Origin of the sequence: Nocardia sp. NPDC060255 (assembly GCF_042727395.1) — a bacterium.
GTDB lineage: Bacteria > Actinomycetota > Actinomycetes > Mycobacteriales > Mycobacteriaceae > Nocardia.
Genome location: NZ_JBHXAU010000025.1, coordinates 52351 through 76852 on the forward strand (window position 1 = coordinate 52351; position 24502 = coordinate 76852).

Annotated in this window: 26 protein-coding genes and 1 tRNA gene; 13 read left to right on the plus strand and 14 right to left on the minus strand. The window is 66.9% G+C overall.

All coding sequences use genetic code 11. The features are described 5' to 3' along the window. Positions 1-422 precede the first annotated feature (422 nt). Both ACFWF1_RS34425 and ACFWF1_RS34430 read left to right on the plus strand, forming a co-directional pair. Positions 423-620 (plus strand): hypothetical protein, encoded by a 198-nt coding sequence (locus ACFWF1_RS34425; protein WP_379281079.1) that lies wholly within the window; start codon positions 423-425, stop codon positions 618-620. A 57-nt stretch (positions 621-677) separates the two neighbouring features. Continuing rightward, a complete protein-coding gene (locus ACFWF1_RS34430; RefSeq protein ID WP_379281080.1) occupies positions 678-1862 on the plus strand; it encodes a recombinase family protein in 1185 nt (394 codons plus the stop codon). 99 nt (positions 1863-1961) lie between these two features. On the opposite strand, the gene ACFWF1_RS34435 is transcribed toward ACFWF1_RS34430, so the two are convergent. From ACFWF1_RS34435 to ACFWF1_RS34455, 5 genes are all read right to left on the minus strand, one after another. Continuing rightward, positions 1962-2037 (minus strand) — tRNA-Ala (locus tag ACFWF1_RS34435). 102 nt (positions 2038-2139) lie between these two features. Then, a complete protein-coding gene (glpR, locus tag ACFWF1_RS34440) occupies positions 2140-3261 on the minus strand; it encodes a gephyrin-like molybdotransferase receptor GlpR (protein WP_379281081.1) in 1122 nt (373 codons plus the stop codon). Between the two features lie 281 nt (positions 3262-3542). After that, on the minus strand, positions 3543-4196 hold the full coding sequence (locus ACFWF1_RS34445; RefSeq protein WP_379281082.1) for a GNAT family N-acetyltransferase: 654 nt from the start codon (positions 4194-4196) through the stop codon (positions 3543-3545). Positions 4197-4208: 12 nt separating this feature from the next. Beyond that, entirely contained in the window at positions 4209-5468 is a 1260-nt protein-coding gene (glp, locus tag ACFWF1_RS34450; RefSeq protein ID WP_357381761.1) for a gephyrin-like molybdotransferase Glp, read from the minus strand. A gap of 132 nt (positions 5469-5600) precedes the next feature. Further along, complete coding sequence (locus ACFWF1_RS34455) at positions 5601-6557, minus strand: UTP--glucose-1-phosphate uridylyltransferase (protein WP_379281083.1); 957 nt, start codon at positions 6555-6557, stop codon at positions 5601-5603. A gap of 79 nt (positions 6558-6636) precedes the next feature. Between ACFWF1_RS34455 and ACFWF1_RS34460 the strand changes: the two genes are divergently transcribed. The 4 genes from ACFWF1_RS34460 to mscL all read left to right on the plus strand — a co-directional run bounded on the left by ACFWF1_RS34460 (position 6637) and on the right by mscL (position 8865). Beyond that, a complete protein-coding gene (locus ACFWF1_RS34460) occupies positions 6637-7233 on the plus strand; it encodes a 5-formyltetrahydrofolate cyclo-ligase (RefSeq protein ID WP_379281084.1) in 597 nt (198 codons plus the stop codon). A 69-nt stretch (positions 7234-7302) separates the two neighbouring features. Continuing rightward, positions 7303-7614: an FmdB family zinc ribbon protein gene (locus tag ACFWF1_RS34465; protein ID WP_379281085.1), complete on the plus strand. Its 312-nt coding sequence runs from the start codon at positions 7303-7305 to the stop codon at positions 7612-7614. A gap of 88 nt (positions 7615-7702) precedes the next feature. Continuing rightward, positions 7703-8356: an SAF domain-containing protein gene (locus tag ACFWF1_RS34470; RefSeq protein ID WP_379281086.1), complete on the plus strand. Its 654-nt coding sequence runs from the start codon at positions 7703-7705 to the stop codon at positions 8354-8356. 104 nt (positions 8357-8460) lie between these two features. Next, on the plus strand, positions 8461-8865 hold the full coding sequence (mscL, locus tag ACFWF1_RS34475) for a large conductance mechanosensitive channel protein MscL (RefSeq protein WP_379281087.1): 405 nt from the start codon (positions 8461-8463) through the stop codon (positions 8863-8865). An 80-nt stretch (positions 8866-8945) separates the two neighbouring features. Here the strand turns inward: mscL and ACFWF1_RS34480 are convergent, their stop codons facing one another. The 8 genes from ACFWF1_RS34480 to ACFWF1_RS34515 form a co-directional block, all read right to left on the minus strand. After that, on the minus strand, positions 8946-9608 hold the full coding sequence (locus tag ACFWF1_RS34480) for an MspA family porin (RefSeq protein WP_379281088.1): 663 nt from the start codon (positions 9606-9608) through the stop codon (positions 8946-8948). A 64-nt stretch (positions 9609-9672) separates the two neighbouring features. Beyond that, positions 9673-10347 carry an MspA family porin gene (locus ACFWF1_RS34485; RefSeq protein ID WP_379281089.1) on the minus strand — a complete coding sequence of 225 codons (675 nt, stop codon included), beginning with the start codon at positions 10345-10347 and terminating at the stop codon, positions 9673-9675. Between the two features lie 314 nt (positions 10348-10661). Then, positions 10662-11333, minus strand: coding sequence for an MspA family porin (locus ACFWF1_RS34490; RefSeq protein ID WP_379281090.1), 672 nt, complete (start codon positions 11331-11333; stop codon positions 10662-10664). Positions 11334-11398: 65 nt separating this feature from the next. Further along, the gene (locus ACFWF1_RS34495; protein ID WP_379281091.1) at positions 11399-12073 is read right to left on the minus strand and encodes an MspA family porin; all 675 of its coding nucleotides are present in this window, start codon (positions 12071-12073) and stop codon (positions 11399-11401) included. 694 nt (positions 12074-12767) lie between these two features. After that, the gene (locus tag ACFWF1_RS34500) at positions 12768-13262 is read right to left on the minus strand and encodes a MogA/MoaB family molybdenum cofactor biosynthesis protein (RefSeq protein ID WP_357381779.1); all 495 of its coding nucleotides are present in this window, start codon (positions 13260-13262) and stop codon (positions 12768-12770) included. A gap of 80 nt (positions 13263-13342) precedes the next feature. After that, positions 13343-14827: a trypsin-like peptidase domain-containing protein gene (locus ACFWF1_RS34505; RefSeq protein ID WP_379281092.1), complete on the minus strand. Its 1485-nt coding sequence runs from the start codon at positions 14825-14827 to the stop codon at positions 13343-13345. A gap of 226 nt (positions 14828-15053) precedes the next feature. Next, on the minus strand, positions 15054-16439 hold the full coding sequence (locus ACFWF1_RS34510; RefSeq protein ID WP_379281219.1) for an ATP-binding protein: 1386 nt from the start codon (positions 16437-16439) through the stop codon (positions 15054-15056). Between the two features lie 84 nt (positions 16440-16523). Continuing rightward, complete coding sequence (locus ACFWF1_RS34515; protein ID WP_379281093.1) at positions 16524-17210, minus strand: response regulator transcription factor; 687 nt, start codon at positions 17208-17210, stop codon at positions 16524-16526. A gap of 363 nt (positions 17211-17573) precedes the next feature. Here ACFWF1_RS34515 and ACFWF1_RS34520 point away from each other — a divergent pair, with 363 nt between their 5' ends. The 7 genes from ACFWF1_RS34520 (at position 17574) to ACFWF1_RS34550 (ending at position 24261) form a co-directional block, all read left to right on the plus strand. Beyond that, positions 17574-20342 carry an ATP-binding protein gene (locus ACFWF1_RS34520; RefSeq protein ID WP_379281094.1) on the plus strand — a complete coding sequence of 923 codons (2769 nt, stop codon included), beginning with the start codon at positions 17574-17576 and terminating at the stop codon, positions 20340-20342. Further along, positions 20339-20746 (plus strand): roadblock/LC7 domain-containing protein, encoded by a 408-nt coding sequence (locus tag ACFWF1_RS34525; RefSeq protein ID WP_379281095.1) that lies wholly within the window; start codon positions 20339-20341, stop codon positions 20744-20746. The genes ACFWF1_RS34520 and ACFWF1_RS34525 overlap by 4 nt, the downstream gene beginning before the upstream one ends. A 7-nt stretch (positions 20747-20753) precedes the next feature. Then, positions 20754-21125, plus strand: coding sequence for a DUF742 domain-containing protein (locus ACFWF1_RS34530; RefSeq protein WP_379281096.1), 372 nt, complete (start codon positions 20754-20756; stop codon positions 21123-21125). Next, positions 21115-21741: an ATP/GTP-binding protein gene (locus ACFWF1_RS34535; protein ID WP_379281097.1), complete on the plus strand. Its 627-nt coding sequence runs from the start codon at positions 21115-21117 to the stop codon at positions 21739-21741. The genes ACFWF1_RS34530 and ACFWF1_RS34535 overlap by 11 nt, the downstream gene beginning before the upstream one ends. Further along, a complete protein-coding gene (locus ACFWF1_RS34540; protein ID WP_379281098.1) occupies positions 21738-22496 on the plus strand; it encodes an MHYT domain-containing protein in 759 nt (252 codons plus the stop codon). Before ACFWF1_RS34535 ends, ACFWF1_RS34540 begins: the two co-directional genes overlap by 4 nt. A gap of 68 nt (positions 22497-22564) precedes the next feature. Then, the gene (locus ACFWF1_RS34545; protein WP_379281099.1) at positions 22565-23584 is read left to right on the plus strand and encodes a glycoside hydrolase domain-containing protein; all 1020 of its coding nucleotides are present in this window, start codon (positions 22565-22567) and stop codon (positions 23582-23584) included. Positions 23585-24036: 452 nt separating this feature from the next. After that, positions 24037-24261, plus strand: coding sequence for a hypothetical protein (locus ACFWF1_RS34550; protein WP_364723029.1), 225 nt, complete (start codon positions 24037-24039; stop codon positions 24259-24261). Between the two features lie 66 nt (positions 24262-24327). Here ACFWF1_RS34550 and rpmF read toward each other — a convergent pair whose 3' ends face one another. Next, a complete protein-coding gene (gene rpmF, locus ACFWF1_RS34555; protein WP_150402032.1) occupies positions 24328-24501 on the minus strand; it encodes a 50S ribosomal protein L32 in 174 nt (57 codons plus the stop codon). Between the last annotated feature and the right edge of the window lies 1 nt (position 24502).

Sequence of the window (24502 nt, forward strand, 5' to 3'; positions counted from 1 at the left end):
GCCCCCCCACCTCTGTTGATCGATACAGGATTCTAACTAACCGGGGCAAGAGCCCGGGGGTCGAAATCACATGTCGAGTTGTGTCTTTGGCCGCGGGTGAGCGGTGGCAAACGACAAGTAGCGCCCGGTGTCGCAGGTTCGATCCCGGCCTAGGAGGCAGGGCTCCAAACTCAAACGAATCCCGTTTACAATCAACAGCTTTCATCCAACACATCCCCGAATACGACACTCAGGAACCGGTGCTCCCCACCAGGCGCAGACACCGAAGACGGAACTCTGGGTGAGCGCGCGTCCCCGGGCGGTGGTTGGTCGGTGCGGAGGTTCCTTGCAGTCGGGCGACGATCTCGAGTTCGGGGAGCAACCCCGGCTGCCACGTCATTTCTCCGAGGCCTGGCCGTCACGCGTAGACGTAACCTTCGCTGATGACCTGGTGCGATGCGCACCCAGAAAATCGCGGCACTATCAGGGCTCATCGTTTCGTGCCGTTCGGCGCGATCAGTGACCACGTCGGCTTGCTTGCTGACATCGAATGTGATGTTGGGACTGTCATATATCTCGACAACAAGATGGTCGATTTGTCCTCGCTGCAGCCGCAATCTCAGTTGCCACGACTCACCTGAGTTGGCTTCCCATCTCGGTGTCTCCCAGCGCTGCTGCTGTCGCCCCCTTCGCCGAATTTGCCTGGCGGCGGGCATAGCCTGCGCGATCTGGTCACGCTGCTCGACGAGTTGGACCGGGCCGGAGTTGTCTTCCGTTCCGCCACAGAACCATTCGACACCTCCACCCCGATGGGCCGGATGCTGGTGCAGATGCTGCGCATGTTCGCCCAATTCGAACGCGACACCATCATCGATCGTGTCATCGCTGGAATGGAACGCAAAGCCGCCAAAGGACTTTGGAAGGGCGGCAAACGCCCCTACGGCTACCAAGTCGACAAGACCGCACAGACCCTGGTGGTGGACGAGGCAGAAGCCGTGGTCGTGCGGGCGATCTTCGACCTCTACACCCATCGCCGCCTCGGCTCTCGCGCGGTGGCCGCCGAACTCAACAAGCGAGGCCACCGCGCCAGCACCGGACGCGAATGGTCCGGCCACCACGTGCTGCGCATCCTCAACAGCCGGATCTACCTCGGCGAGTTGACCTTCCGCGACACCACCGTCACCGACACCCACACCCCGCTCATCGACACCACCACCTTCGACCACGCCCAAACAGTTCTGGAGACCCGCGGGGAATCCCACGCCCACCGAGCCGCCAACTCCTCGGACTATCTCCTCACCGGTCGCCTGCGCTGCCCCCGCTGCGGACGCGCCATGATCGGCACCCGCGCAACCGGCCGCAGCCGTTCCTACCGCTACTACACCTGCTTCAACCGCGCCCGTTACGACACCGACAAATGCGACTTCACCCGCCTCGACGCAGACTCCGTCGACACCGCCGTACTGGAAGCCCTAGGCGAGTTCTACCGCACCCACCACGACCTGATCGACCACGCCATCACCCCCCAGAAACGCCACCACCACGACACCAGCAGTGACACCCGCGCCGAACTGGCCGCCGTTACCGCCGACCTCGCCAAAGCCCAGCAGACCATCGACCGCTACCTCAACGCTTTCGAAAACGGCACCCTCGACCCCGAACTCCTCGCCGCACGCCTCAACGAACTACGCACCAAGACACAACAACTCACCACCCGCCACGACCAGCTCACCGCGACACTCACCAGCGAACCCACTACCCCCGAACCCGCCACTCTGCACAGCATCGCCGACCACATCACCGGCATCATCACCCCCACCCAAACCAAGGCACTCATCGAAAACTCATCGCCCAGGTCGTCATCACCGGACCCGACCGCCTGATCCCCACCTTCCGCATCCCCCAACCCGGAAACGACGTTGGGGCCGGTACCGCTACCGCGGTACCGGCCCCAACAGGAACGGTTCGTGCAATGCCACCTTTGGTGGAGCTAAGGGGAATCGAACCCCTGACCTTCTCGATGCGAACGAGACGCGCTACCAACTGCGCTATAGCCCCGTGCGGCTCCGGGGAACCGCGCTGTGTCACTTTAGCAAAGGATGTTGCGAGACTCCGAATCGGGGGTCTGAGCTGGGGTGATTCGGAGTTTCGGTGGTGTGGTTACTCGCCGGCGGCGCGGCGCATGTCGCCGCCGCCGGTGCGGTCGCGCAGGGCGCGGGCGGTGGCGGGGTCGAAGGGGGCGAGGTGGTCGAACATGGGGTCTTCGTCGTCTACCTCGAGGAGGGCGGAGCGGCGGCGCAGGGCGCGGGCGGTGTCGCGGTCCATGGCGGCGCGGGCGGCTTGTGCCTGCCGGGGGCCGTGTTCGCCGAGTTGTTCGGCGCGGCTGAGGCGGGCGGCGCGGCGGCGGCGGATGTCTTCCTCGATGCGCACTTGCTTGCGTAGGTAGGTGAGGTAGCCGATGAGGACGACGGCGGCGAGGCCGCAGCCCCACCAGAAGTGGGGTGACATCGCGACGGCGAGGCCACCGCACAGCAGGCCGGCCAGGACGAGGCCGAGGACGGCGCGCTGACGGAAGGTGTAGCGGGCGGCGCGGGCGATGGCGTCGGCCTCGGGGTCGTAGCCGCCGCGACCACGGCGGCTGGGGACGTAGTCGAGGTCGTCGGGGTCGTAGTCGTCGCGGGTGCGGCGGGCGGTGTGCTCGTCGGCTTCGTCGTCGAAGTAGTCGTCGTCGTGCTCGACGCGCGCGGGGGCGGTGGAGGGCGCGGGGGGTATCCGGGCCGTGGCGGGTTCGGTGCGCTCTTCGCCCACTTCGTCATCATTGACGGCGTCGTCGTGCTCCGCAGCGACTTCGTCGTCGGATTCGCTGTCCGCGGTTACCGTTTCGGTGTCGGAGGCCGCAGCGTCCGCCGCTTCGTCGAGTTCGGCGTCGTCCAGCTCGGCGTCAGCGATGTCGGGATCGGGTCGGGATGCCGCGGATTCGGCGATCGCCGGTAGGTCACCTTCGGTGACTGGTTCGTCGGCCGGTGTTGTCATCCGGTCCTCCGCATCATCGCTGTGGGCAGGCTTTCTCTGTGTGCGGCGGGGCCGCCAATTGGGGTCGGTTTCGTGGCCTGCGGCCGGTCCACTCTTGGTGCGCCGCTTGGAATCTCCGCGCACGAGCACGCGGGTGGCGAGGGCGGCGTCGGTGGTGCGCCGGATCCTCGGGTGCCGGTCGGCGAGAATGGGGAACAGGACGAAGACCCAGAGCACGACCAGTCCGATCCACAGAATCGAGTTCGGCATCTCGGTCAGCACCTCCGTCCCGGCCTGGTTTGGTCCGTTCGGCCGGCGAGCGGTGCGCAGCACGCCCCGCGTCCGCCCGGCTGCCGTCCGTCGCTGCGGCATGGCTGCCGGTCGCCTCGCAGGCTCCCTGCCGAGGGTGCAGGGCGCACCTCCGACGTCCGTAGGTTAATTCCGTGACACGTCGAGATCCGGCAGGCGCGCCGTGCACATACGCCACATGAGTCACAAAGCCACCAATTCCTCCGCGCGTCGGATGCGCCGGGCGTGTCCGTATTGCACGATTATCGGGGCAAGATCGCCCTGCCTTCGCGAACCAGGCGATCGACGACGGTGCCCATGAGCTCCTCGACGGTGATGCCGACCAGCAGGTGATCACGCCACGCACCGTCTACATCGAGGTAGCGGCGCAGCAGTCCCTCCTCGCGGAAGCCGACATTGCGCAATACCGCTTGGCTGGCAAGATTTTCCGGCCGCACGGTCGCCTCGACCCGGTGCAGGCCGATCGGCCCGAAGCAGTGGTCGAGACCGAGTGCGAGCGCCGCGGTCGCGACACCCTGGCCGCTGAGATCCTTGGCGACCCAATAGCCGATCCAGCCCGAACGCAGTGCGCCGCGCACGATATTGCCGACGGTCAGCTGCCCGCTGAAGGCGCCGTCCACCTCGATCACCAACGGGATCATCGCGCCGCGCCGGGCCTCGGCCTTCAAACTCGACCACAGCGCAGGCCAGTTGGACGCGTGGTTGCGCGCCTCCCACGCACCGCGGCCGGTGGGCTCCCACGGCTCCAGATGCGCCCTGTCCTGCAACCGGATTCGGCTCCACGCGGCGGCGTCGCGCAGGCGCACCGGGCGCAGCGTCACCTCCCCCGCGGCGACCCGGATCGGACCGAGCCGCGCAGGCCAGCCGGGATGTTGGGTGACCCGGAACACGTTCATCGCCGCCACGCCTCAGCCGCGCTGTGCGAGGAAAGCGACCCGGACCTCGTCACCGGTGCGAATCTCGGTGTCGTCGGGATCTATCACGATCAAGCTGTTGGCCTCGGCCAAGGTGGCGAGCAGATGCGAGGAGGCGCCCGCGCCACCGCCGAGTGGTTGCACGAGATAGTCGCCGGTGGCCTCGTCGCGCATGAGTTGCGCGCGGAGGTACCCCTTGCGGCCCGCCATCGAGCTGATCGGCGTGATGGTCCGCGCCATGATGATGCGCCGCATGGGGTGCCTGCGCCCCAAGGCGATTCGGATCAGCGGACGCACCATCACCTCGAAAACGACCAGCGCGCCGACCGGGTTGGACGGCAGCAGAAACGTAGGCACCTCGTCGCGCCCGAGCCGCCCGAAGCCCTGCACGGAGCCGGGATGCATGGCGACGCGGGCGATTTCGAGCTCGCCGAGCCCTTCGAGCGCCTCGCGCACCTGATCCGAGGCCCAGCCGCCGACCGCACCCGCGATGACGACGACCTCGGAGCGCACCAGTTGCCCCTCGACCACGTCGCGCAGCCGCCGCGGGTCCGCACTCACGATGCCGACCCGATTCACGTCCGCGCCCGCGTCCCTGGCCGCCGCGGCCAGGGCATACGAGTTCACGTCGTAGACCTGGCCTGGCCCCGGTGTGCGATCGATATCGATCAGCTCGCCGCCGACCGAGATCACCGAAAGCCGCGGCCGCGGATGCACCAGCACCTTGTCCTGCCCGACCGCCGCTAGTAGTCCCACCTGAGCCGCGCCGATGATGGTGCCCGCGCGCACCGCGACGTCGCCGGGCTGCACGTCGTCGCCGATGCGCCGCACGTAGTCGCCGGACCGGACGGGCTCGTAGATCTTGATCTTCGCGCGGCCGCCGTCGGTGAAGTCCAAGGGCAGCACGGCATCCGCGAGCGTCGGCAGCGGCGCACCGGTGTCGACGCGCACGGTCTGGCGCGGCTGCAGCCGGATCGGCTGCCGTGATCCGGCGATCACCTCACCGACCACGGGCAGCGTGAGATCGACCAGCTCGTCGTCCTCGTTGCGAATGTCGGTGCCCGCGGCGGCGACATCGACGCTGCGCACCGCGTAGCCGTCGATCGCCGCCTGGTCGAATCCGGGCAGCGGTCGTTCGGTGACGACGTCCTCGGCACACAGCAGGCCCTGCGCCTCGGAAATCGCGACCCGGACCGGCCGAGGCGCGACCGCCGCGGCGGTCACCTTGATCTGCTGATCCTCAACCGAGCGCATCCAGCCCTTCCTGATCTCTCCGCACACCAGTGATTCCACCGCGCGATTCTGCTTCGGCACAACCATTTCGGCGCGCGTGATGGTGAACCATCATTCGTACCCGACGGTCCACTATCGGCGAAACCCGACGCCTCAGTCGTAGGTCGTCAGCTGCGGATCCCAGTCGGGCCCGAGCCGATGCTCCAACCACTCCCGTAGGGCAGGGCCGTATTCGTCGCGTTCCAAAGCGAAATCGACCGCAGCACGAAGATAGCCGCCCGGGTTGCCCAAATCGTGGCGCGACCCACGGTGCACCACCACATGAACTGGATGACCCTCGGCAATGAGCAGCGCGACGGCGTCGGTGAGTTGCAATTCGCCGCCCGCGCCCGGCTCGATGCGGCGCAGCGCGTCGAAAATGGCGCGGTCCAACAGGTATCGACCGGCGGCGGCGAAGGTGGACGGCGCGTCGGCGAGCGCAGGCTTTTCCACCATGCCCTTGACCCGCAGCACATTCGGATTCACCGCGTCCGGCACGGTCGCCACATCGAACACGCCGTAGGCGCTGACCTCGTCCTTGGGCACGTCGATGGCGCACAGCACGGTGCCGCCGCGCTTGCGCCGGACCCGGCACATCACGTCCAACACGCCCGAGGGCAGCACCAGATCGTCCGGCAGCAGCACCGCGATGGCGTCCTCGTCGTCGTCGAGGACCGCCTCGGCCTGCGCGACCGCGTGGCCGAGACCGAGCGGTTGCTCCTGCACGACCGAGGTCACGTCGAGCAAGCCAGGCGCCTTGCGGACCTTCTCGAGCAGCTTGAACTTGCCGCGCTCGGCCAGGGTGCCCTCGAGCACGAGGTCTTCGACGAAGTGCGCGACGACGCCGTCCTTGCCCGGTGAGGTGACGATCACCAGCCGCTGGGCGCCGGACTCGGCGGCCTCGGCGGCGACCAGTTCGATGCCGGGGGTATCGACCACCGGAAGCAGTTCCTTCGGCACTGTCTTGGTGGCGGGCAGGAACCGCGTTCCGAGCCCGGCGGCGGGCACCACGGCCGTGCGAAAGCACGAGACCAGCGGTGCATCGCCGGGTTGTCCGGCCTTTGCTGTCATGCGCATACCCTATCCATCGTCACAGCCCCTGACTCGACGTCGAGCCGACCGGTATTCCGGTCAGCCTAAGGTGATCGCCATGGAGATGCCCGGTGAGCGCGATAAACATGCATGGCGCACCGAAATTCTTGCTCGACGGGCGGCGATGTCCGCCGAGCAGCATGCGGCGAACACCCTCGGGCTGATTGCGGCCGTCGGCCGGCTGGCGGTGCGGGAGTGGGTCTGTGCCTATGTACCGGTGCGCGGTGAGCCGGGATCGACCCAGGTGCTGGACGCGTTGCGGGCGGCGGGCGCCAGGGTGCTCGTGCCGGTCACCGGGCCGCCGGGACCGCTGAATTGGGCTGAGTACACGGGCCGGGACAGCTTGCGGCGAGCCAGGTTCGGCCTGCTCGAACCGATCGGCGAGACGCTGCCCACCGCGGCGGTCGGCTGGGCGGAGCTGATCTTGGTACCGGCGCTCGCGGTGGACCGGCGCGGGGTGCGGCTCGGGCGCGGGGCGGGGTATTACGACCGGACGCTGTCGGCGGCCCGGCCGGACGCGCGGCTGGTCGCGGTGGTCGGTGATGAAGAACTCGTTAACCGACTGCCCGAGGAGCCGCACGACCGGAGAATGGGGTGGGCGCTCACTCCGCAGCGCGGCCTGCAACGGCTTGGCGAAGATCACGCCGTGGAATGAAAGGTAGATTGGCAACGTTGGCACTGTCGGCTGTAGAGTGCCAGATGACGAAAACTTGCGGAGGATGCTGTGCCAACTTACTCGTATGCGTGCACCCAGTGTGACAACCGCTTCGACATCGTTCAGTCCTTTTCCGACGATGCGTTGACGGTGTGCCCGGAGTGCTCCGGGAAGCTGCGCAAGCTGTTCAATTCGGTCGGCATCGTGTTCAAGGGCAGCGGGTTCTACCGCACCGACAGCCGCGGCGGCGCGTCCACCGCGAGCGAGCCGGCGAAGTCCGACAACGGCGCGAAGGAGTCGAGCTCGTCGACTTCCAGCAGCTCGGATTCGGGCTCGTCCAACGGCAGCAGCACGTCGGCCAGCACGGCCGTGGCCAGCTGATTCGTCGAGTTATCCCCAGCCCCTTCGTTATCCACAGGTAGCCGTTTTCCCGGCGTGGCGGGTGTGGCCGCGGTCATAGGATCCGGCCATGACTCGATCATTCGCCGATCTCGGTCGCGGCAGCCGCTTCGAGGGATGGCATCGACCACCCTGGGCGGACAGTCTGCTGGCCCGGCGACTCCTCGCCGCAGGCCTGATATTCGTCGCGACGATCCTGTTCCTGCGCGGTGATCCCGGTGCACAACGCACATCGGTCGTGCTCGCCGGACGTGATCTCGCGCCGGGTCATGTGCTCGACGCCGGTGATCTTCGCTCGGCTCTCCGCGAATCCACCGCACTGCCCGAGGGTGTCGTGCGCGACCCATCGGATGTGATCGGTGCCACGCTCACCGGGGCGATGCGCGGCGGCGAGATGTTCACCGATATCCGAGTCGTCGGACCGCGCCTGGCCACCGTGGCGACCGGCGCGCGCGACGCGCGAATAGTGCCGATCCGGCCTGCCGATACCGCCGTCGCCGAAATCCTGCGCGCGGGTGACCGCGTCGACGTGGTCGGCGGCGAAGAACAGGGCGCGCGACCCGCCCGCACGCTGGCCACCGATGCGGCGGTGGTGCTGGTGTCCGGTCCCGGCGACGGCCGCGCCGGGAAAGAACGGGTGGTGCTGGTCGCGATGGACGCCGAACACGCCACCATTGTCGCGGCCGCGTCGCTACATACGGCGCTCACCGTCGTATTCCATTGAGTTGTCCGCACATTTGCCATCAAGGTCAACTAGCATCGGCGATACCACGGGCGTCGACCGCCGAGCACGACTTGTCAGCTCCACACGTAGAGGAGATATCGGCAATGCTCAAGGGTTTCAAGGACTTTCTATTCCGCGGAAACGTCGTCGATCTTGCGGTGGCGGTGGTCATCGGCACTGCTTTCGTCGCGATCGTCACCGCGTTCACCAATGGCATCGTCAACCCGATCCTGGCCGTCTTCGGCGGCAACAATGAGCTCGGTCTCGGTTTCCAGCTGGTTGCCGACAAACCCGCGACGTTCGTTCAGATCGGTCCGATCATCACCGCCGCGATCAATTTCGTGATCATCGCCGTGGTGTTGTATCTCGTACTCGTGCTGCCCGCTCTGCACGTGAAGAAGCGGTTCAGCAAGGAAGCCGTCGAGCTCAGCGACACCGAGCTGCTCATCCAGATCCGCGACCTGCTCGCCGAGGGGCAGCGCAGCGCGGGCGGTAAGCACGAGTCTTGAATATGCTTGCGCGAGAACGAGAAACGGGCCCGTCGCGGTAGCGACGAGCCCGTTCCTGTTGTGCTAGTGGCTATTCGACATCAGCCGAGGCTGAAGGGCTGGCCCCACAAGACCATCCAGGTGATGACGTTGTCGGTCTCCACCTCGACCTTGACGTACGAACGAGCCTGCGCATAACCGCCGCAGCCGGAAAGACCGATGGTCTCATCGGCCCAGGTGGTCGAGGCGCTCTCGCCCTTGAAGGCCCAGCTCTTCTTGTGCACCTCGTTGCCGTAGTCGTCGGCCTTTTCCCGGTCGATGATGGAGAACGAGGTCGCCTCGCCGGGGCCGAGCGAGAGTTTGGCACCGGAGGTGGCCTCGGCCTTCGGGCTCTTGCCTGCCCAGTCGGTGCCGCCGTTCACGCCGCCGCTCACGCCACCACCCTCGATGTTGACCTGGCAGCCGACGATGTAACCCGGGATGATCGCGCCCCCCTTCGCGCCCTTGATGTCGACCGACGCGGACCCGGAGACCCACGCGTTGCGATGCACCGGCGTCGACCCCATGGACGGGCTGATGTTGGCCGATTCGTTGGTCAGCCGGACCGTCACCACGGTGCCGTCGGACAGCGTCTTGACGAGTTCACCGCCCGGCAGCGGAATGAAGGTATCGGCGTTGGCCGCACCGGTGGAGAAGAGCCCGACCGCCATCGTGGCGGCGGCAACGAGCCCGGCCGCCCGTGCGAGTTTCTTACGGTTGATCATTGTATGTATGTCCTAAGGGATCGAATTCGCTTCAGCGAGAACAGAGATGACAGATCCGGCGCGGTCAGCCGATGCTGAACGGCGCACCATAGAGGGTGGTCTTGGAGTAGTTGTCGCCGATGATCTCGACAACGGTGTACGACCTGGCCTGGGCGTACCCGGCACAGCCCTGGATCTGGATCTCGGCGTCCTGATACTCGACCGAGTAAACGCCCGGCTTGGTGATGTCCTTGCTGTCGATACCGACGAACTTGACCTCACCCGGGCCGAGGTTGAGCCCGATCGAGCCGCCCGCGTTGGCACCACTGAGATTGATGCCACCGGACACACCCGCCGAAATCGCGTTGTCGGCGATGCTGACCTGGCAACCGACGATGTAGCCGGTGTTCAACTGCGACGTCCCGTGCGTCGACGAGTTGTTGGTACCAGGAGCGTTGGTGGCACCGTTGTTAGGGCCTGCCTTGCCTTCCGGCGTGGCGGTGATATCGGCGATGGCGTTGCCCGAAACCCAGACGACGCGGCCTGCGCCGTTGGCCGCCAGCGACGGCGAAATCAAGGCGTGCTCGCTGTTGCGCGAGATGGTGACGCCGGGTCCGATCTTCTGGCCGTCCGGCAACGGCACAAAGGTATCGGCGTTTGCGGCGCCGGTCGAAAGCAGGCCCATGGCCACGGCAGCCGCAGCGCCGGCGCCCGCAATGCGGACGCCTCGATGCAGACCCCTGGTGCGGATCTTGCTCATACTTCCCCTCATCAGGTTCTAGCGGTCGACCCCGGGTTGTCGAGGCCGAGTTACCCCTTTCAGGCCGGCATAGCGAGATGGAATGTTCTGTCCATCAGGCGAATTACCGACCATCCCGTCATAGGACGATCTCGGGTGGGGCTTATGTTATTGCTTTCTGCCAGACTTCTCACAGATTTCGCGTATGTTACTTCGAATATCCGCTAAGCTCGCGAAAAAAGTTGGGGTACAAGACATTTGCAGACGAAACGAGCCCGTCGCATAGGGCGCGACGGGCTCGTTTCGTGGTCTTGCGAGTGGTTACTCGCGTCGGATCAGCCGAGGCTGAACGGGGCTCCCCACAGCGTCACCCAGGTGATGACGTTGTCGGTCTCGACCTCGACGCTGACGAATGCCCGCGCCTGAGCGTAACCGGCGCAACCGGTCAGGCCGATGGTCTCGTCGGCCCAGGTGACCGAGCCGCTGGTGCCCTTGAACTTGTTGCGCTTCTTGTGCGCCTCGTTGCCGAAGTCGTCGGCCTGCTCGAGGTCGAGCACGTAGAACGACTTCGACTGACCCGGGCCGAGCGACAGGTTGCCGCCGGTGGTGGCGCCGACGCTCGGCTTGACGTTCTGGCCGTCACTCCAGTCGACGCCGCCGTCGACACCGCCGGTGGCGCCGCCACCCGCGATGTTGACCTGGCAGCCGACGGTGTAGCCCGGGAAGATCGCGCCGCCGGCCGCGCCGGACAGCTCGACCTGCGCGCTGCCGGAGACCCACGCGTTGCGGTGCACCGGGGTGGCGCCCATGGACGGGTTGATGTTGGCGGATTCGCCGACCAGCTTGATGGTCACCACGGTGCCGTCGGACAGCGTCTTGGTGATCTCACCACCCGGCAGCGGGACGAAGGTATCGGCGTTCGCGGCGCCGGTGGAGAACAGGCCCAAGGCCATGGTGGCAGCGGCGCCGACACCGGCCATCCGTGCCAAGTTCTTACGGTTGATCATGTGTACTACCCCTCGAGGGATTGAGTTCGCTTCAGCGAGAAGATTGTTCGTGGATTCGACAGACGTCAGCCGATGCTGAACGGCGCACCATAGAGGGTGGTCTTGGAGTAGTTGTCGCCGATGATCTCGACAACGGTGTACGACCTGGCCTGGGCGTACCCGGCACAGCCCTGGATCTGGATCTCGGCGTCCTGATACTCGACCGAGTAGACGCCCGGCTTGGTGATGTCCTTGCTGTCGATACCGACGAACTTGACCTCACCCGGGCCGAGGTTGAGCCCGATGGAACCGCCGGCGTTGGCACCACTGAGATTGACACCACCGGACACACCCGCCGAAATCGCGTTGTCGGCGATACTGACCTGGCAACCGACGATGTAGCCGGTGTTCAACTGCGACGTCCCATGCGTCGACGAATTGTTGGTACCAGGAGCGTTGGTGGCACCGTTGTTCGGGCCCACCTTGCCTTCCGGGGTGGCGGTGATATCGGCGATGGCATTGCCCGAAACCCAGACAACGCGGCCTGCGCCATTCGCGGACAGCGACGGCGAAATCAGCGCGCGCTCACCGTTACGGCTGATGGTCACGCCCGGTCCGACCTTCTGACCGTCCGGCAACGGCACGAAGGTGTCCGCGTTGGCAGCACCGGTCGAAAGCAGTCCCATGGCCACGGCAGCGGCAGCGCCGACGCCCGCGACGCGGACACCGCGGCGCAGACCGTTGGTGCGGTTCTCGCTCATACTTCCCCTCATCAGGTTCAAACAGTCAACCTCGACCTTCGAGGTGGACAATGGTCCTCTCAGGCCCAGCTCAGTGTGTCGTTCCTTTGTTGCCGATGTGTAACCGGCTGTAAGTTCGGCGCAACGGGTAGCTGGCAACGGAACCGAGCCAGGTTCCGCCGGGTGACCACATGTGCCGACCCGGGCCTGCGGGGTCCAGTTGTGGGTTGGCTCGTGGCGAACATTAAACGCTAGGTAACGGCGCTGCAACGTAAGCTTTCGTAAAGATCAATGTGATGTAGATCACAGTTGATAACATCCGAATAACGCTTGACGTGCATAAATGGCTGACGGAGACAGCCGGACCGACCGGCCGGTGCCGACCGAGACGCTAAAGAACCAAGCGCTGATTACGGGACAGGGCCGTACATATCTCGGCCGAATAACCCAGATGTGAAATAATCACAAGTAAATTACGGTTAGCCAAACTTATCAATACGTAGCTGGTACGTAGATTCGGGCAATCAACCGTGGTGCGGCGGCTTCTGCGCGCGCAGCCAATCATCGGCGGAGGACTCGCCTCGGGAGTCGTCTCCGCGTTCATCGCTCGTAGTGTCTGGGAGGGTGTCGCCGAAAATTTCGGCGAGACGCGCCGCATCCCTCGCCCGGCGAGCGGCCGGACGAGGGATGTCGTCGGAAGAACTGGAAACCGTAATTACTCGACCAATCCGGAAAGCTCGCCGATCACCTTGCTGGCCAACGGGCCGAGGGTGGCCATGCCGTCCCGGACCGCGGCCCGGGTGCCGGGCAGGTTGACCACCAGCGTGCTGCCGGAGATGCCCGCGACGCCGCGGGACAGGCCCGCGTCCAGCGAACCGGCCACCCGGCCCGACGAACGCAGCGCCTCGCTGATGCCGGTCAACTCGCGGTCGAGCACCTGGGAGGTGGCCTCCGGAGTCACGTCACGCGGCGACATGCCGGTGCCGCCGACCGAGATGACCAGGTCGACACCGCCGATGACCGCGGTGTTCAACGCGTTGCGGATCTCGACCTCGTCGGCCTGCACCGAGACGGAGGCGTCCACCAGGAAGCCTGCCTCGGTGAGCAGCTCGGTGACCAGCGGGCCGAGCGAGTCAATACCTCCATGCGCCGTTCGATCATCGACGACCACCACCAGAGCACGCCCCGCCACCGGAGCATCGATTTCCATGCCGCTAACCGTAGCGTCTGCGCCGAGAACCTCTGCGGCCGTGTCGAGCAGCGGCGTCCAGCCGCCCTGGAGCACGCGCATCACCTGCCACCGTCCGCAGGCGCACCGGTGAGGGTCACCTCGACGGTCTTGGGGTTGTTGCCTTGATCATCGGTGTAGGTGACTTTCACCTTGTCTCCTGGTTGGTGCGAGCGGACCGCGGCGACGAGCGCGTCGCCGGTGGGGATGCTGCGGTCGTCGAGCTTGGTGATGATGACGCCCGACGGGATCCCGGCCTTCGCGGCGGGACCGTCGGCGGTCGAGTCCATCACCCTGGCGCCGTTGATCGAATCCTGCGCCTGCGCCTGGATCTTGACGCCGATCTGTGCGTAGGTGGCGTGCCCGGTCTTGATCAGTTCGTCGGCCACCCGGCGGGCCTGGTCGACCGGAATGGCGAAGCCGAGGCCGATCGAACCGCTCTGCTGTCCGGCGCCCGGCTCGCCCGCGCCGAGGCTGGCGATCGCGGTGTTGATGCCGATGAGCTTGCCGGTGCCGTCGACCAGCGCACCGCCGGAATTACCCGGGTTGATCGCGGCGTCGGTCTGGATGGCGTCGATCACCGGGTTCACGCCCGCGGCACTCTGCTGGCCCTCCCCCTGGGTCGATACCGGACGGTTCAGCGCGGAGACGATGCCGGTGGTCACGGTCCCGGCCAGGCCGAGCGGTGAGCCGATCGCGACGACCGGCTGGCCGACCTGCAGGCTCTGCGAGGTGCCGAGGTCGATCGGGGTCAGGCCGGTCTTGCCGGTGACCTTGATGACGGCGAGATCGGAGACCGGGTCGGCGCCGACGATGGTCGCGGGCGCGGAGCTGCCGTCGGAGAACAGCACGTCCATCTTGGCGCCGGGCCCACCGCCCGCGGCGACATGATTGTTGGTCAGGATGAGGCCGTCGGACGACAGCACCACCCCGGAGCCCTCGCCCTCGGCGCGGCTGCTGGCGACCTTGATCATCACCACGCTGGGCAGCACCTTCTGCGCGACCGCCTGGGTCGAGCCCGCCGGTGCGTTGGAGACGTTGTTGACGTTGGGCTTGGGCTGGTCGAGCGCGTTGGTGATGGTCGAGCGGCCGTTGTCCGAGTGGGTGGCCAGCGCGCCGACCGCGCCGCCGACGCCGCCGCTGACCAATGCCAGCGCGACCGCGCCGACCACAAGTCCGGTGCGGACCGGGCGCCGGGCGGTCGCCTGCTGCACCCCGAGCGGCGCGCCTTGCTGATCGAAAGGCTGCGGCTGCTCGAAGGGTGGGTTGACGTAATCCGGGCCGGGGAACGGCTGGGTGTGCTGGTGCGGCGGTGGATACTGCCCCATCGGCTGCTGTGCCTCGTACGGCGGTTGCGGTGCCGCATACGGCGGACGCGGCGCCTCGTACGGCCCGAAACCGGGCCCCTGTGGCGGGTAGCCGCCCCCGTATGGCGCGCCAACGGGCCCCGTCGGTGCGGCCGGGATCTGATCGGTCGGGTTGGGCTGATCCGGTGCGGCGTTCGCCGTTTCCGGCTCGTCCCGCCGGTCCTTCGAATCCTCGGTCATGGACTCCTCGTTTCTCCTCAGCGTCTGCCGCCAAGCTTGACGACGACTACTGAGAGCGGACTGAGACCGTGCTTTCAATTGCCCGAGACCTTGACCCACTTACTCGTGGTCTCGCCGAGGCTCACTCCCACACCCCGACCCACCCGCTTCAGGCATAGAGTACGCATCCAGTCTGTCGTGCGCTCTCCATCTCGCATAGCGGCATGCGACGCACGTCACCTGCGATTCAGGCCTCCGCAGGCTGGCCTGCCTCGCCCGGCAGGACGATGCGGATGCGCGCGCCACCTCGCCCGGACGCCTCGATCGTGATCGTGCCGCCGTGCTTGGTGACGACCTGCTTGACGATCGCCAACCCGAGGCCGGAGCCGGGCATCGAACGCGAGGCGGTGGTCCGGTAGAAGCGCTCGAAGACCAGCTCACGCTCGGCGGGCGGGATACCGGGCCCGGCATCGTCGACGGTCAGCTCGAGCAAGCCCCGGCCTGTCTCGCGCATCTCGACGTAGACCTTGGCCCCGGCCGGACTCCACTTCGCGGCGTTGTCGAGCACATTGAGAATCGCCCGTTCCAATCCCGCCTCGTGGCCGTAGACGAACCACGGCCGGATCGCCGAGACGAACTCGACCGTGCCGCGACGGCGCCGGGCCCGTTCCAGCGCCCGCTCGGCGACCTCGCCGAGATCGACTCGCTCGTAGACGGTTTCGGGCGCGTCCTCGCGGGCCAGGTCGACCAGGTCGCCGACCAGGTTGGACAGCTCCTCGATCTGACCCATCACGTCCGAGCGCAACTCGGCCATGTCCTCGTCCGGAATGCGCGGGGCGCCAGGGCGACTCGACGCCATCAGCAGTTCGGTGTTCGTCCGCAGTGACGTGAGTGGGGTGCGCAGCTCGTGCCCGGCGTCGGCGACCAGCCTGCGCTGCCGGTCCCGTGATTCGGTCAACGCGCGCAGCATGGTGTTGAAACTCTCGGTGAGCCGGGCGAGTTCGTCGTCGCCCGTCACCGGGATGGGCGTCAGGTCGTCGGTGCGCGCGATCCGCTCGGTCGCCGCCGTCAGCCGTCCGATCGGGCGCAATCCGGTGCGGCCGACCGCGGTGCCCGCCGCGGCGGCGAGCACGACACCGCAGCCGCCGACGACGAACAGCAACCACGCGAGTCGATCGAGCACGTTCCTGGTCGGCTCCAGTCGCTGCGAAATCACCAGCGTCGCGCCCTCATCCGTGCGCACCGCCAGTACCCGTTGATTGGCGACCGTGCGCAGCGACGAGTTCGCCTGGCCTTTGAACACCGCCTCCTCGGGCGGCCCGACCGGCGGAATGGTCGCCTGCGGCACGGTATAGGGGCCGATGCCCGGATAGAGCAGGACGATGCCGGTGTCGGGGTAGAACGCGGTCGCCAGCACCAGGTTCTGCAGATTGAACCCGTACGGGTCGACCGCGGTCACCGCGGTCGCCCGGTTGCGCAGTTCGGTATCCACGTTGGCGTACAACGCGCGCGCCACCAACGCGTAGGCCGCGATCGACGTGAAGGCAACGGCGATGGCCACGACAGACGCGGCGAGCAGCGTCACGCGCCAGCGCAGCGAGACGGAACGGGTGAGCGGGATCGGCGGCCGCATCTCGGCCGAGTCCGACGGACGCTGCTGCTGTTCGAGCCCGGCTATGACGGCTCGCTTGGGATCTTTTCGTGGCATGGCTTTCCCCTACGGGGGCGTCTCCCGCAACACATAGCCGACACCGCGGACCGTGTGGATGAGCCGCGACTCCCCCTCCGCCTCGGTCTTACGGCGCAAATATCCGATGTAGACCTCGAGCGCGTTGCCGGAGGTCGGGAAGTCGTAACCCCAGACCTCCTCCAGGATCCGGCTGCGGGTGAGTACCCGGCGCGGATTCGCCATCAGCATTTCCAGCAACGAGAACTCGGTGCGGGTGAGGCTGATCCCGCGGTCGCCGCGAGAAACCTCGCGGGTCACCGGATCCAGCGACAAATCGGCGAACGTCATTGCCTCGGAAACCTCGCCGGGATCGGCGGTCGTGCGGCGAAGTAGCGCACGCAAACGCGCGAGCAATTCTTCCAACGCGAAGGGTTTCGGCAAATAATCGTCGGCGCCGGCATCGAGTCCGGCAACCCGCTCGGACACCGAATCCCGTGCCGTCAAAACCAAAATCGGAAGATCGTCACCGGTGCTGCGCAGTCGACGGCAGACCTCGAGTCCGTCCATCCGCGGCATCATCACGTCCAAGACCAACGCGTCCGGCCGCTGACTCGTCGCCTTGTCGAGCGCGTCGACACCGTCCACCGCGAGGTCGACGGAGTAGCCGTTGAAGGTCAGTGACCGGCGCAGAGACTCGCGGACGGCGCGATCGTCGTCGACTACCAGAATGCGCATGCGACCAGTTTGACCGTATCGACTGAGAGCCGACTGAGAGGGGACGCTCGACACGCCGCGTCCGAGTCCGGGCGGCACGCCGGACGCCAGCAGCCGAACAGCTATCGGCGCTCGCCCGCTGAATAGATCAATCGTCCAGGAGCTATGTAGACTCGCAAACTCATACAGCGCGAAACCTGTTCCGCGTAGCCATATTCGGCTATGAGCAGACCAGGTGCCTCGAATTGCCGACCGCCAGTCAGCACGGTATGTTCCCTGCGGTAAAAAGAAGACCTTGAGTTGGTTCTCGGCGGGTTGCTCCAGACTGCTCCTAGACAGCCTTCATTCGGGGACCATGCGCGAAGTGGAGGCGACGGAAGCGGAATGGAAGCTGCACCGCGTTCCTGGCAACTCAGCCTGTCCAACATGTCGGTCACCCGCAAGGTCGGCATCGTGCTGTTGCTGCCGGTGCTGCTCGCCTCGGCCTTCGCTGGCCTGCGCATCAAGGATGAGCTCGGGGTGATCTCGAAGCTCGACGCGGCTACCGAGCAGGCCCGCATCCTGCGCCCGATGCTCGAATTCAACGAGGCCACCGAGCAACTCGCGGTCGCGGCGGTCAACGCGCGGCCGGAGGATCCGATCGATTCGATCGCGGCCAAGTTCGATCAGTCGGCCATCGATCTGGAAACCGCGCTGCGCACCAAGAAGACCGACGACGCCATCACCAAGGAACTGCCCGCGGCCATCGCGGTGGCCCGCACCATGCGCAACGGACTGCGCACCTCGTCGCCCGCGACCATCGGCGGCCAGGTCGACGAGGTCGGCACCCGCATCATCACCGCGATCTCGGTGTCCTCGTCGATCGAAGAGATCGTCATCCAGCGCTACTTCCTGCAGCTCGGCCTGATCGCCAACGCCTCGCGCCTGCTCACCCAGGAGCAGATCATGTCGGCGACGGCCAGCGGCGGCAACAACCCGGCCGCGCAGGCCAGCATGCTGACCACGCTCGGCGCGGAAATGATGCTCACCTATTCCTATCCGCAGATGAGTCCGTCGTCCGCCACCAACGCGCAGGTCCTGATCGATCAGGTGCAGTCCCGGATCGGCGCGCTGAGCCAGAGCCCGAACAGCCTCGGCAGCAACGGCGTGATCACCGATTCGCTGCGCACCAGCTCCGACGCCTATCGCCAGGCGACCACGACGCTGCTCGACACGATCGACTCCAAGCTGGCCGACCGGACCATCGAGCTGCGCAGCGCGGTGCTGCGCGATGTCGCGATCGTGGTCACCACGCTGCTCGCCGGTCTGGCCCTTGCCCTCGGCGTCGCCCGCTCGCTGGTCGTGCCGATTCGCCGCCTGCGCCACGACGCGCTGCAGGTGGCACACGTCGATCTGCCGAACGAGATCGAGGTGGTGCGCACCGGCGGCGCGACGCCGAAGATCACGCCGGTCGACATCCGCACCACCGAGGAGATCGGCCAGCTGGCCCGCGCGGTCGACGATATCCACCAGGCCTCGCTGCACCTGGCCGCCGAGCAGGCGCGACTGCGGGTGCAGATCGGCAGCATGTTCGAGACGCTGTCGCGGCGCAGCCAGTCGCTGGTCGAGCAACAGCTGGCGCTGATCGAAGACCTGGAGCACGACGAGGACAACACCGAACGGCTGCAGAGCCTGTTCCGCCTCGACCACCTGGCCACCCGGATGCGCCGCAACGGCGACAACCTGCTTGTGCTGGCGGGCACCGCATTACGCCGTGGTCAGCTGCATCCGGTGCAGCTCTCCGACATGCTCTGGAGCGCGGTCTCGCAGGTCGAGGACTATCAGCGGGTCGAGATCGGCGCCGTCCCGGACGGCATCGTGGCCGGCGAGCCCGCCATCGACATCGAGCATCTGCTCGCCGAACTGATCGACAACGCGCTGCGCTACTCGCCGCCGACCACGCCGGTGACACTGTCGGTGGCCCGCGCCGTCGACGGCGGCTACCTGATCGAGATCATCGACCGCGGCCTCGGCATGTCGACCGAGGATCTGCGCGCGATCAACGACCGGCTCAGTTCCGGTGGCGAGGTCACCGTCGAAACCGCGCGCCGGATGGGCCTTTTCGTCGTCGGCAGGCTCGCGAAACGGCACACCATCACCGCCAACCTGCGGCGCACCTCCACCACGGCGCAGCAGCCCGGCGTCACCGCGAGCGTGCACCTGCCCGGCGCGCTGGTCGCGCCGCCGCTGGATGCCACCGACCCGACCGGCAAGCCGCTGGAGCTGACCGGCGACTACGAACTGCCCGTCCAGCCGCGCGCGCTGATGCCGGTGCCGAACCTGCCGCAGCAGAGCACGCCGCGGTTCGACGTGTCCAGCACCGGTCTGCCGCAACGCAGGCCCGCCATCCGGGTCGCCGAGCCGCCCGGCCAGCCCGCCGTCTCGGTGCCCGGCCGGACCAACACCCCGGACACCGACGCCGAATCGCAGCCGCCGACCGAGCCGTGGTCGATCAACACCCCGACCGACGATCGGTCCCCCTTCGGCCCGCCGACCGTCGGAGTTTCGAACAGCGGGCCGACCCGACCGGCCGAACCGGAGCCGGAGCGGCCCACCGATTTCTGGAGCGAGCCCGAGGCCAACGGGCCGGTACCCGAGCCGACGATCCCGCAGCAGCGGGTGCCGCGCGAGGCGCCGCACCCGAGCAGCCCGCGCGAGCCTGCCCGTACCACCTCGCGGTCCGGCCTGCCCATCCGGCGACCGTCGGCCGAACCCGAACCCGCGCCGCCGCGCGCACCCGAACCCGCGATGGTGACCTCGTCGCGGTTGCAGCCGGTGGCGGGCGCCTCGCCGACCCCGATCTATCAGCGCATGGTGTCGGAATGGCTGGTCGAACCCGCGACCTCGCAGGCCGCCGAGAGCACCTGGACCTCGCCCGCCGACGTGGGCTGGACCGCCGCCGAAGAGGCGACGCACCCGACACCGACCGGCCGCACCACCGGTGGACTTCCTATCCGAACGCCGGGCGCGCAACTCGTCCCCGGCGGTCTGGCCCAGGCGGACGAATCGGGAGCCCGTGATCCCGAGGAGATTCGGAACAACCTGACCAGGCATCTCAGCGGCGTCCGCAGTGGGCGGGCCAACGCGCAGTACGACGACGGAGGGCTTGCATGACCAACCCGAACAGCACCACGGACGAGAACCTGAACTGGCTGGTCGCCAGATTCACCCGGGACGTGCCCGGCGTGTCCCACGCGGTGCTGGTGTCGGCCGACGGCCTGCTGCAGGCGACCAGCCCGCACCTGCCATCCGACCGGGCCGAGCAGCTGGCGGCCGTCACCGCAGGCCTGGCGAGTCTGTCGATGGGCGCGGCGTCGCTGTTCGACGGCGGCAAGGTGATGCAGTCCATCGTCGAGATGCAGCGCGGCTACCTGCTGGTGATGAGCGTGGGCAACGGCTCGCACCTGGCCGTGCTCGCCAACAAGTCGCACGACATCGGCCGGATCGGCTACGAGATGGCGCTGTTGGTCGACCGGGTCGGCACGGTGGTCACGGCCACCGCGCGTACCGCGGTTTGAGCAGGAGATGTCCAATCCCTACGGACCTGGACCTCGACCGACCACGCGCGTGCGACCGTATGCCCTGACCGCAGGGCGCACCGAGCCCGCGGTCGACCTGCCGCTGGAAGCGGTCATCGAGACCCTGTCCTACACTGCGCATCTCGACTGGCCAACCGGTGACGTCCGCACGGATATCCTTCGGCTCGGTACACACAAGCTTTCCGTTGCCGAGATCGCCGCAAACCTGGATCGTCCGCTCGGCATGATCCGGGTGATGATCGGTGACCTCGTGGTCGACGGCATTGTGCGCCTGCATTCGACACTGACTGACGAGGCGAGTTTCGACGAGCGCCGTTCTTTGATGGAGAGGACTTTGCGTGGACTCCGTGCCCTATAAGAGAATCGGGCCCGACACCAACCCCGGCCAGGCCGACGGGGACAATCGGACCGCGTCCACGAAGATCGTGGTAGCCGGTGGTTTCGGGGTAGGTAAGACAACATTTGTCGGCGCGGTGTCGGAGATCGTTCCCCTGCGGACCGAGGCCATGGTCACCCGGTTCTCCGACGGCATCGACGATCTCGCCGAAACGCCGGAGAAGGAAACCACCACGGTCGCCATGGATTTCGGCCGGATCATCCTGCCGGGCAACCTGGCGCTGTATCTGTTCGGCACGCCCGGCCAGCGGCGCTTCTGGTTCATGTGGGACGACCTGATCCGCGGCGCGATCGGCGCCGTGGTGCTCATCGACACGCGCAGGCTGGAGGACAGCTTCGCGGCGGTCGACTTCTTCGAGGCGCGGCAGCTGCCGTTCCTGGTGGCGGTCAACCGCTTCCCCAACGCGCCCCGCTTCCCGATCGCCGAACTGCGCGAGGCGCTCGCGGTGCGCGAGAGTGTGCCGATCGTGGACATCGACGCGCGCAACGCGAACGAGGTGCGCCAGTCGCTGGCGGCGGTGACCGAGTACGCCATCCAACGGCTCGCCGCGCAGGAACGAGAACAGGCTGTTCTTTGACTTACTTCAGCATGGGTTATTGGATCATCGGGTTGTCGGCCGCGGTGTCGCTGGTCGGCGCGCTCGTCGGTTTCAGTTGCATTCGGCAGTCGACGAAATCGGTGACGTCCAAGTTCCGGGTGGTGTGGCAGGCGTCGGCGGCGATCTCGATCGGCGGGATCGGGGTGTGGCTGCCGGTGTTCGTCTCGATGCTCGGTGTCACGGTGCCGGGCAGCCTGGTTCGCTATGACGTCTGGAGTGTCACTGCGGCGGCGGTGGTTCCGGTGCTCGCGGTGTGGGCGGCGCTGCTGATCATGGGAAAGACGCTGAACATTCCCCGGCTGATCGGCGCCGGTGCGGTGATGGGCGGCGGCTTCGGACTGATGCACTATCTGGCGTTGGACGCCATGCACATTCAGGGTTCGATCACGGTGCGGCCGCTGCTGCTCACCGGCGCGGTGGCGATCGCGATCGTGCTCTCGCTGGCGACCCTGTGGTTCACCCAGCCGAGGCGGCCGCTGGCGGTGCTGGCAGGCGCGGCGCTGGTGTTCGCGGCCGGGATCGCGGGCATGCATTACACCGATCTGCTGGGCGTGCAGATCGACCTCGCCAAGGCGAATTCGACGCCACCGGGTGAGGACCTGTTCGGGTTCTTCGTGCCCGCGTTCGTGCTCGGCATGCTGTCGCTGGCCATCCCGATCAGCGCGATCCTGATCGCGCCGGACCGGCGCACCTCGATCCCGACCCGGGCGCCCGCGCCGAATTCCGCGTTCTGAGCTGAATCGCGCGGCATCGTTCGGCGATGCCGCCGAAATCCCCGACGGCCCGATTTACAGTGAGTGACATGCGTTTCGGTCTGGACTACGCCGCGGCACGTCCGGGCGGCGCGGCAATCCGCGCGGCGGGTTTCGACTTCGTAGTCCGGTATCTGTCCGATGGCGGTGTCACCTTGCCAGGCAAGTTGCTGACCCCGGCCGAGGCCGATGATCTTCGCGCGAACGGTGTGTCGATCGCGGCGAACTGGGAAACCACCGCGACCCGCATGCTGGACGGCTACGGTGCCGGTGTGGTGGACGCGCGCGCGGGCCTCGCGCAGGTGCTGCGCTGCGGCGGCCGACCGGATCGGCCGATCTACTTTTCCGCCGATTTCGATGTGACGCCGCAGGATCAGCAGCGGATCAATGCCTACCTCGACGGTGCGGCGACGGTGCTCGGTCGCGCGAATGTCGGTGTCTACGGCGGGTATTGGTCGGTGAGCCGGGCGTTGGACGCGGGCAGCGCGAGCTGGGCGTGGCAGACCGATGCCTGGTCCGGTGGCCGGGTGGAGCCGCGGCGCAGTATCCATCAGACGTTGCGTCAGCAACTCGTCGGTGGTGTGGTCTGCGATGTGAACGAGGCCGAGACGACCGATTTCGGTCAGTGGGATTTCTTTGCACAGGAGGACGCCGACGTGACGCCGGAGCAAGAGGCAGTGCTGCGCGATATCCAGATCCAGTTGCGCGGGCCGGGGCTGGCCGGTTGGGCGCAGCTGGGCGACGCGGGCGGGCCGGGTCGCACGCTGGTGGACGGTGTCGCGGCCGCGTTGGCCCGGATCGCCGAGTTGGAGGGCGAGGTCGGTGAGTTGCGCACCGAGATCAGCGAATTGGAGGCGACCACGGCCGAGCTGGTCGAGCAGGTGCAGCGGTTGTCCGGGCGGCATTGGCCGTGGCCGTTGTCGTTGATCGAGGGGCCTGCGGCGCTGGTCGGTGAGCAGTTGGCGCGACTCGAGGCACTATTGCCCGACTTGCCCGGTTTGCCGGGACAGGGCGCGGGTACGCAGCACACATCCAGTGATGGTGCGGTGGATTCACGGTCGCCGCGATGAGGTCGGCTGGTGCGGTGGATGGTTTCGCAAGCGCGGTGCAGAGGTGCCGCAGGCGGGATATTGGCGATGAGCGGGTTCTCTCGGAAACCGGGAGAACCCGCCCTCGCGAACGAGAATACTGACACGAGGACACGTTCGCATCACTTCGCGGAGACTTTTCCGACCGCCAAAAACCAACTAACAGTAGGTATTTCGCCCGGTAGTTATCGGGGCGCAATCACATCGTGCACGAGGTTGCAACGTCGCCCCGACCAGGTCAGTAGCTGCTCGATTGCCACGCGTTCCAGTTGGGCGGGAAAGTTGGTCACCAACCCAGCGCGACGTCCCGATTAGGCCGTTCGACCACCGACCCTGCGCGTTCGCCACCCACGACAGCAGCGTGCGAGTTATCGTCGGCTGGCACATGGCGTTCGCTGAGCGCCGCACACCCAGGTTCGTTCGAAGGAGTTCGCATGGCCGTCAACGTGGTGCTCGACAAGGCTCTCGACAAGGCGTACGAGAACAAGTCGCTGAACGAAATCCTCTCCGCTCCGCCCTCGGCCCTCGCCGGTCTCACCGAAGCGCACGACAAGCAGTTGCTGGACGCGCTCAAGATCAAGACGATCGCCGATCTGGCCAACAACAAGTACTTCCGGCTCGCCGCGACCCTCGCGGACCTCGCAGCCAAGGAAGGCTGAGCGAGCCGAGATCGACTACAGCGGGCCCGCGGAGTATTCCGCAGGCCCGCTGTCTCGTTCGACCAGTCAGAGCCGATCGAGGTCTATCAGTCCCCGCTTGACCGCCGCGACCAGTCGGCGCGGCACCTTGTGCACCACGCCGGCGACGGTCACCGGCACGAGATCCGGCGGGGTCGCCTTCCACTGCGCACGCCTGCTGCGGGTATTCGACCGCGACATCTTCCGTTTCGGAACCGCCATC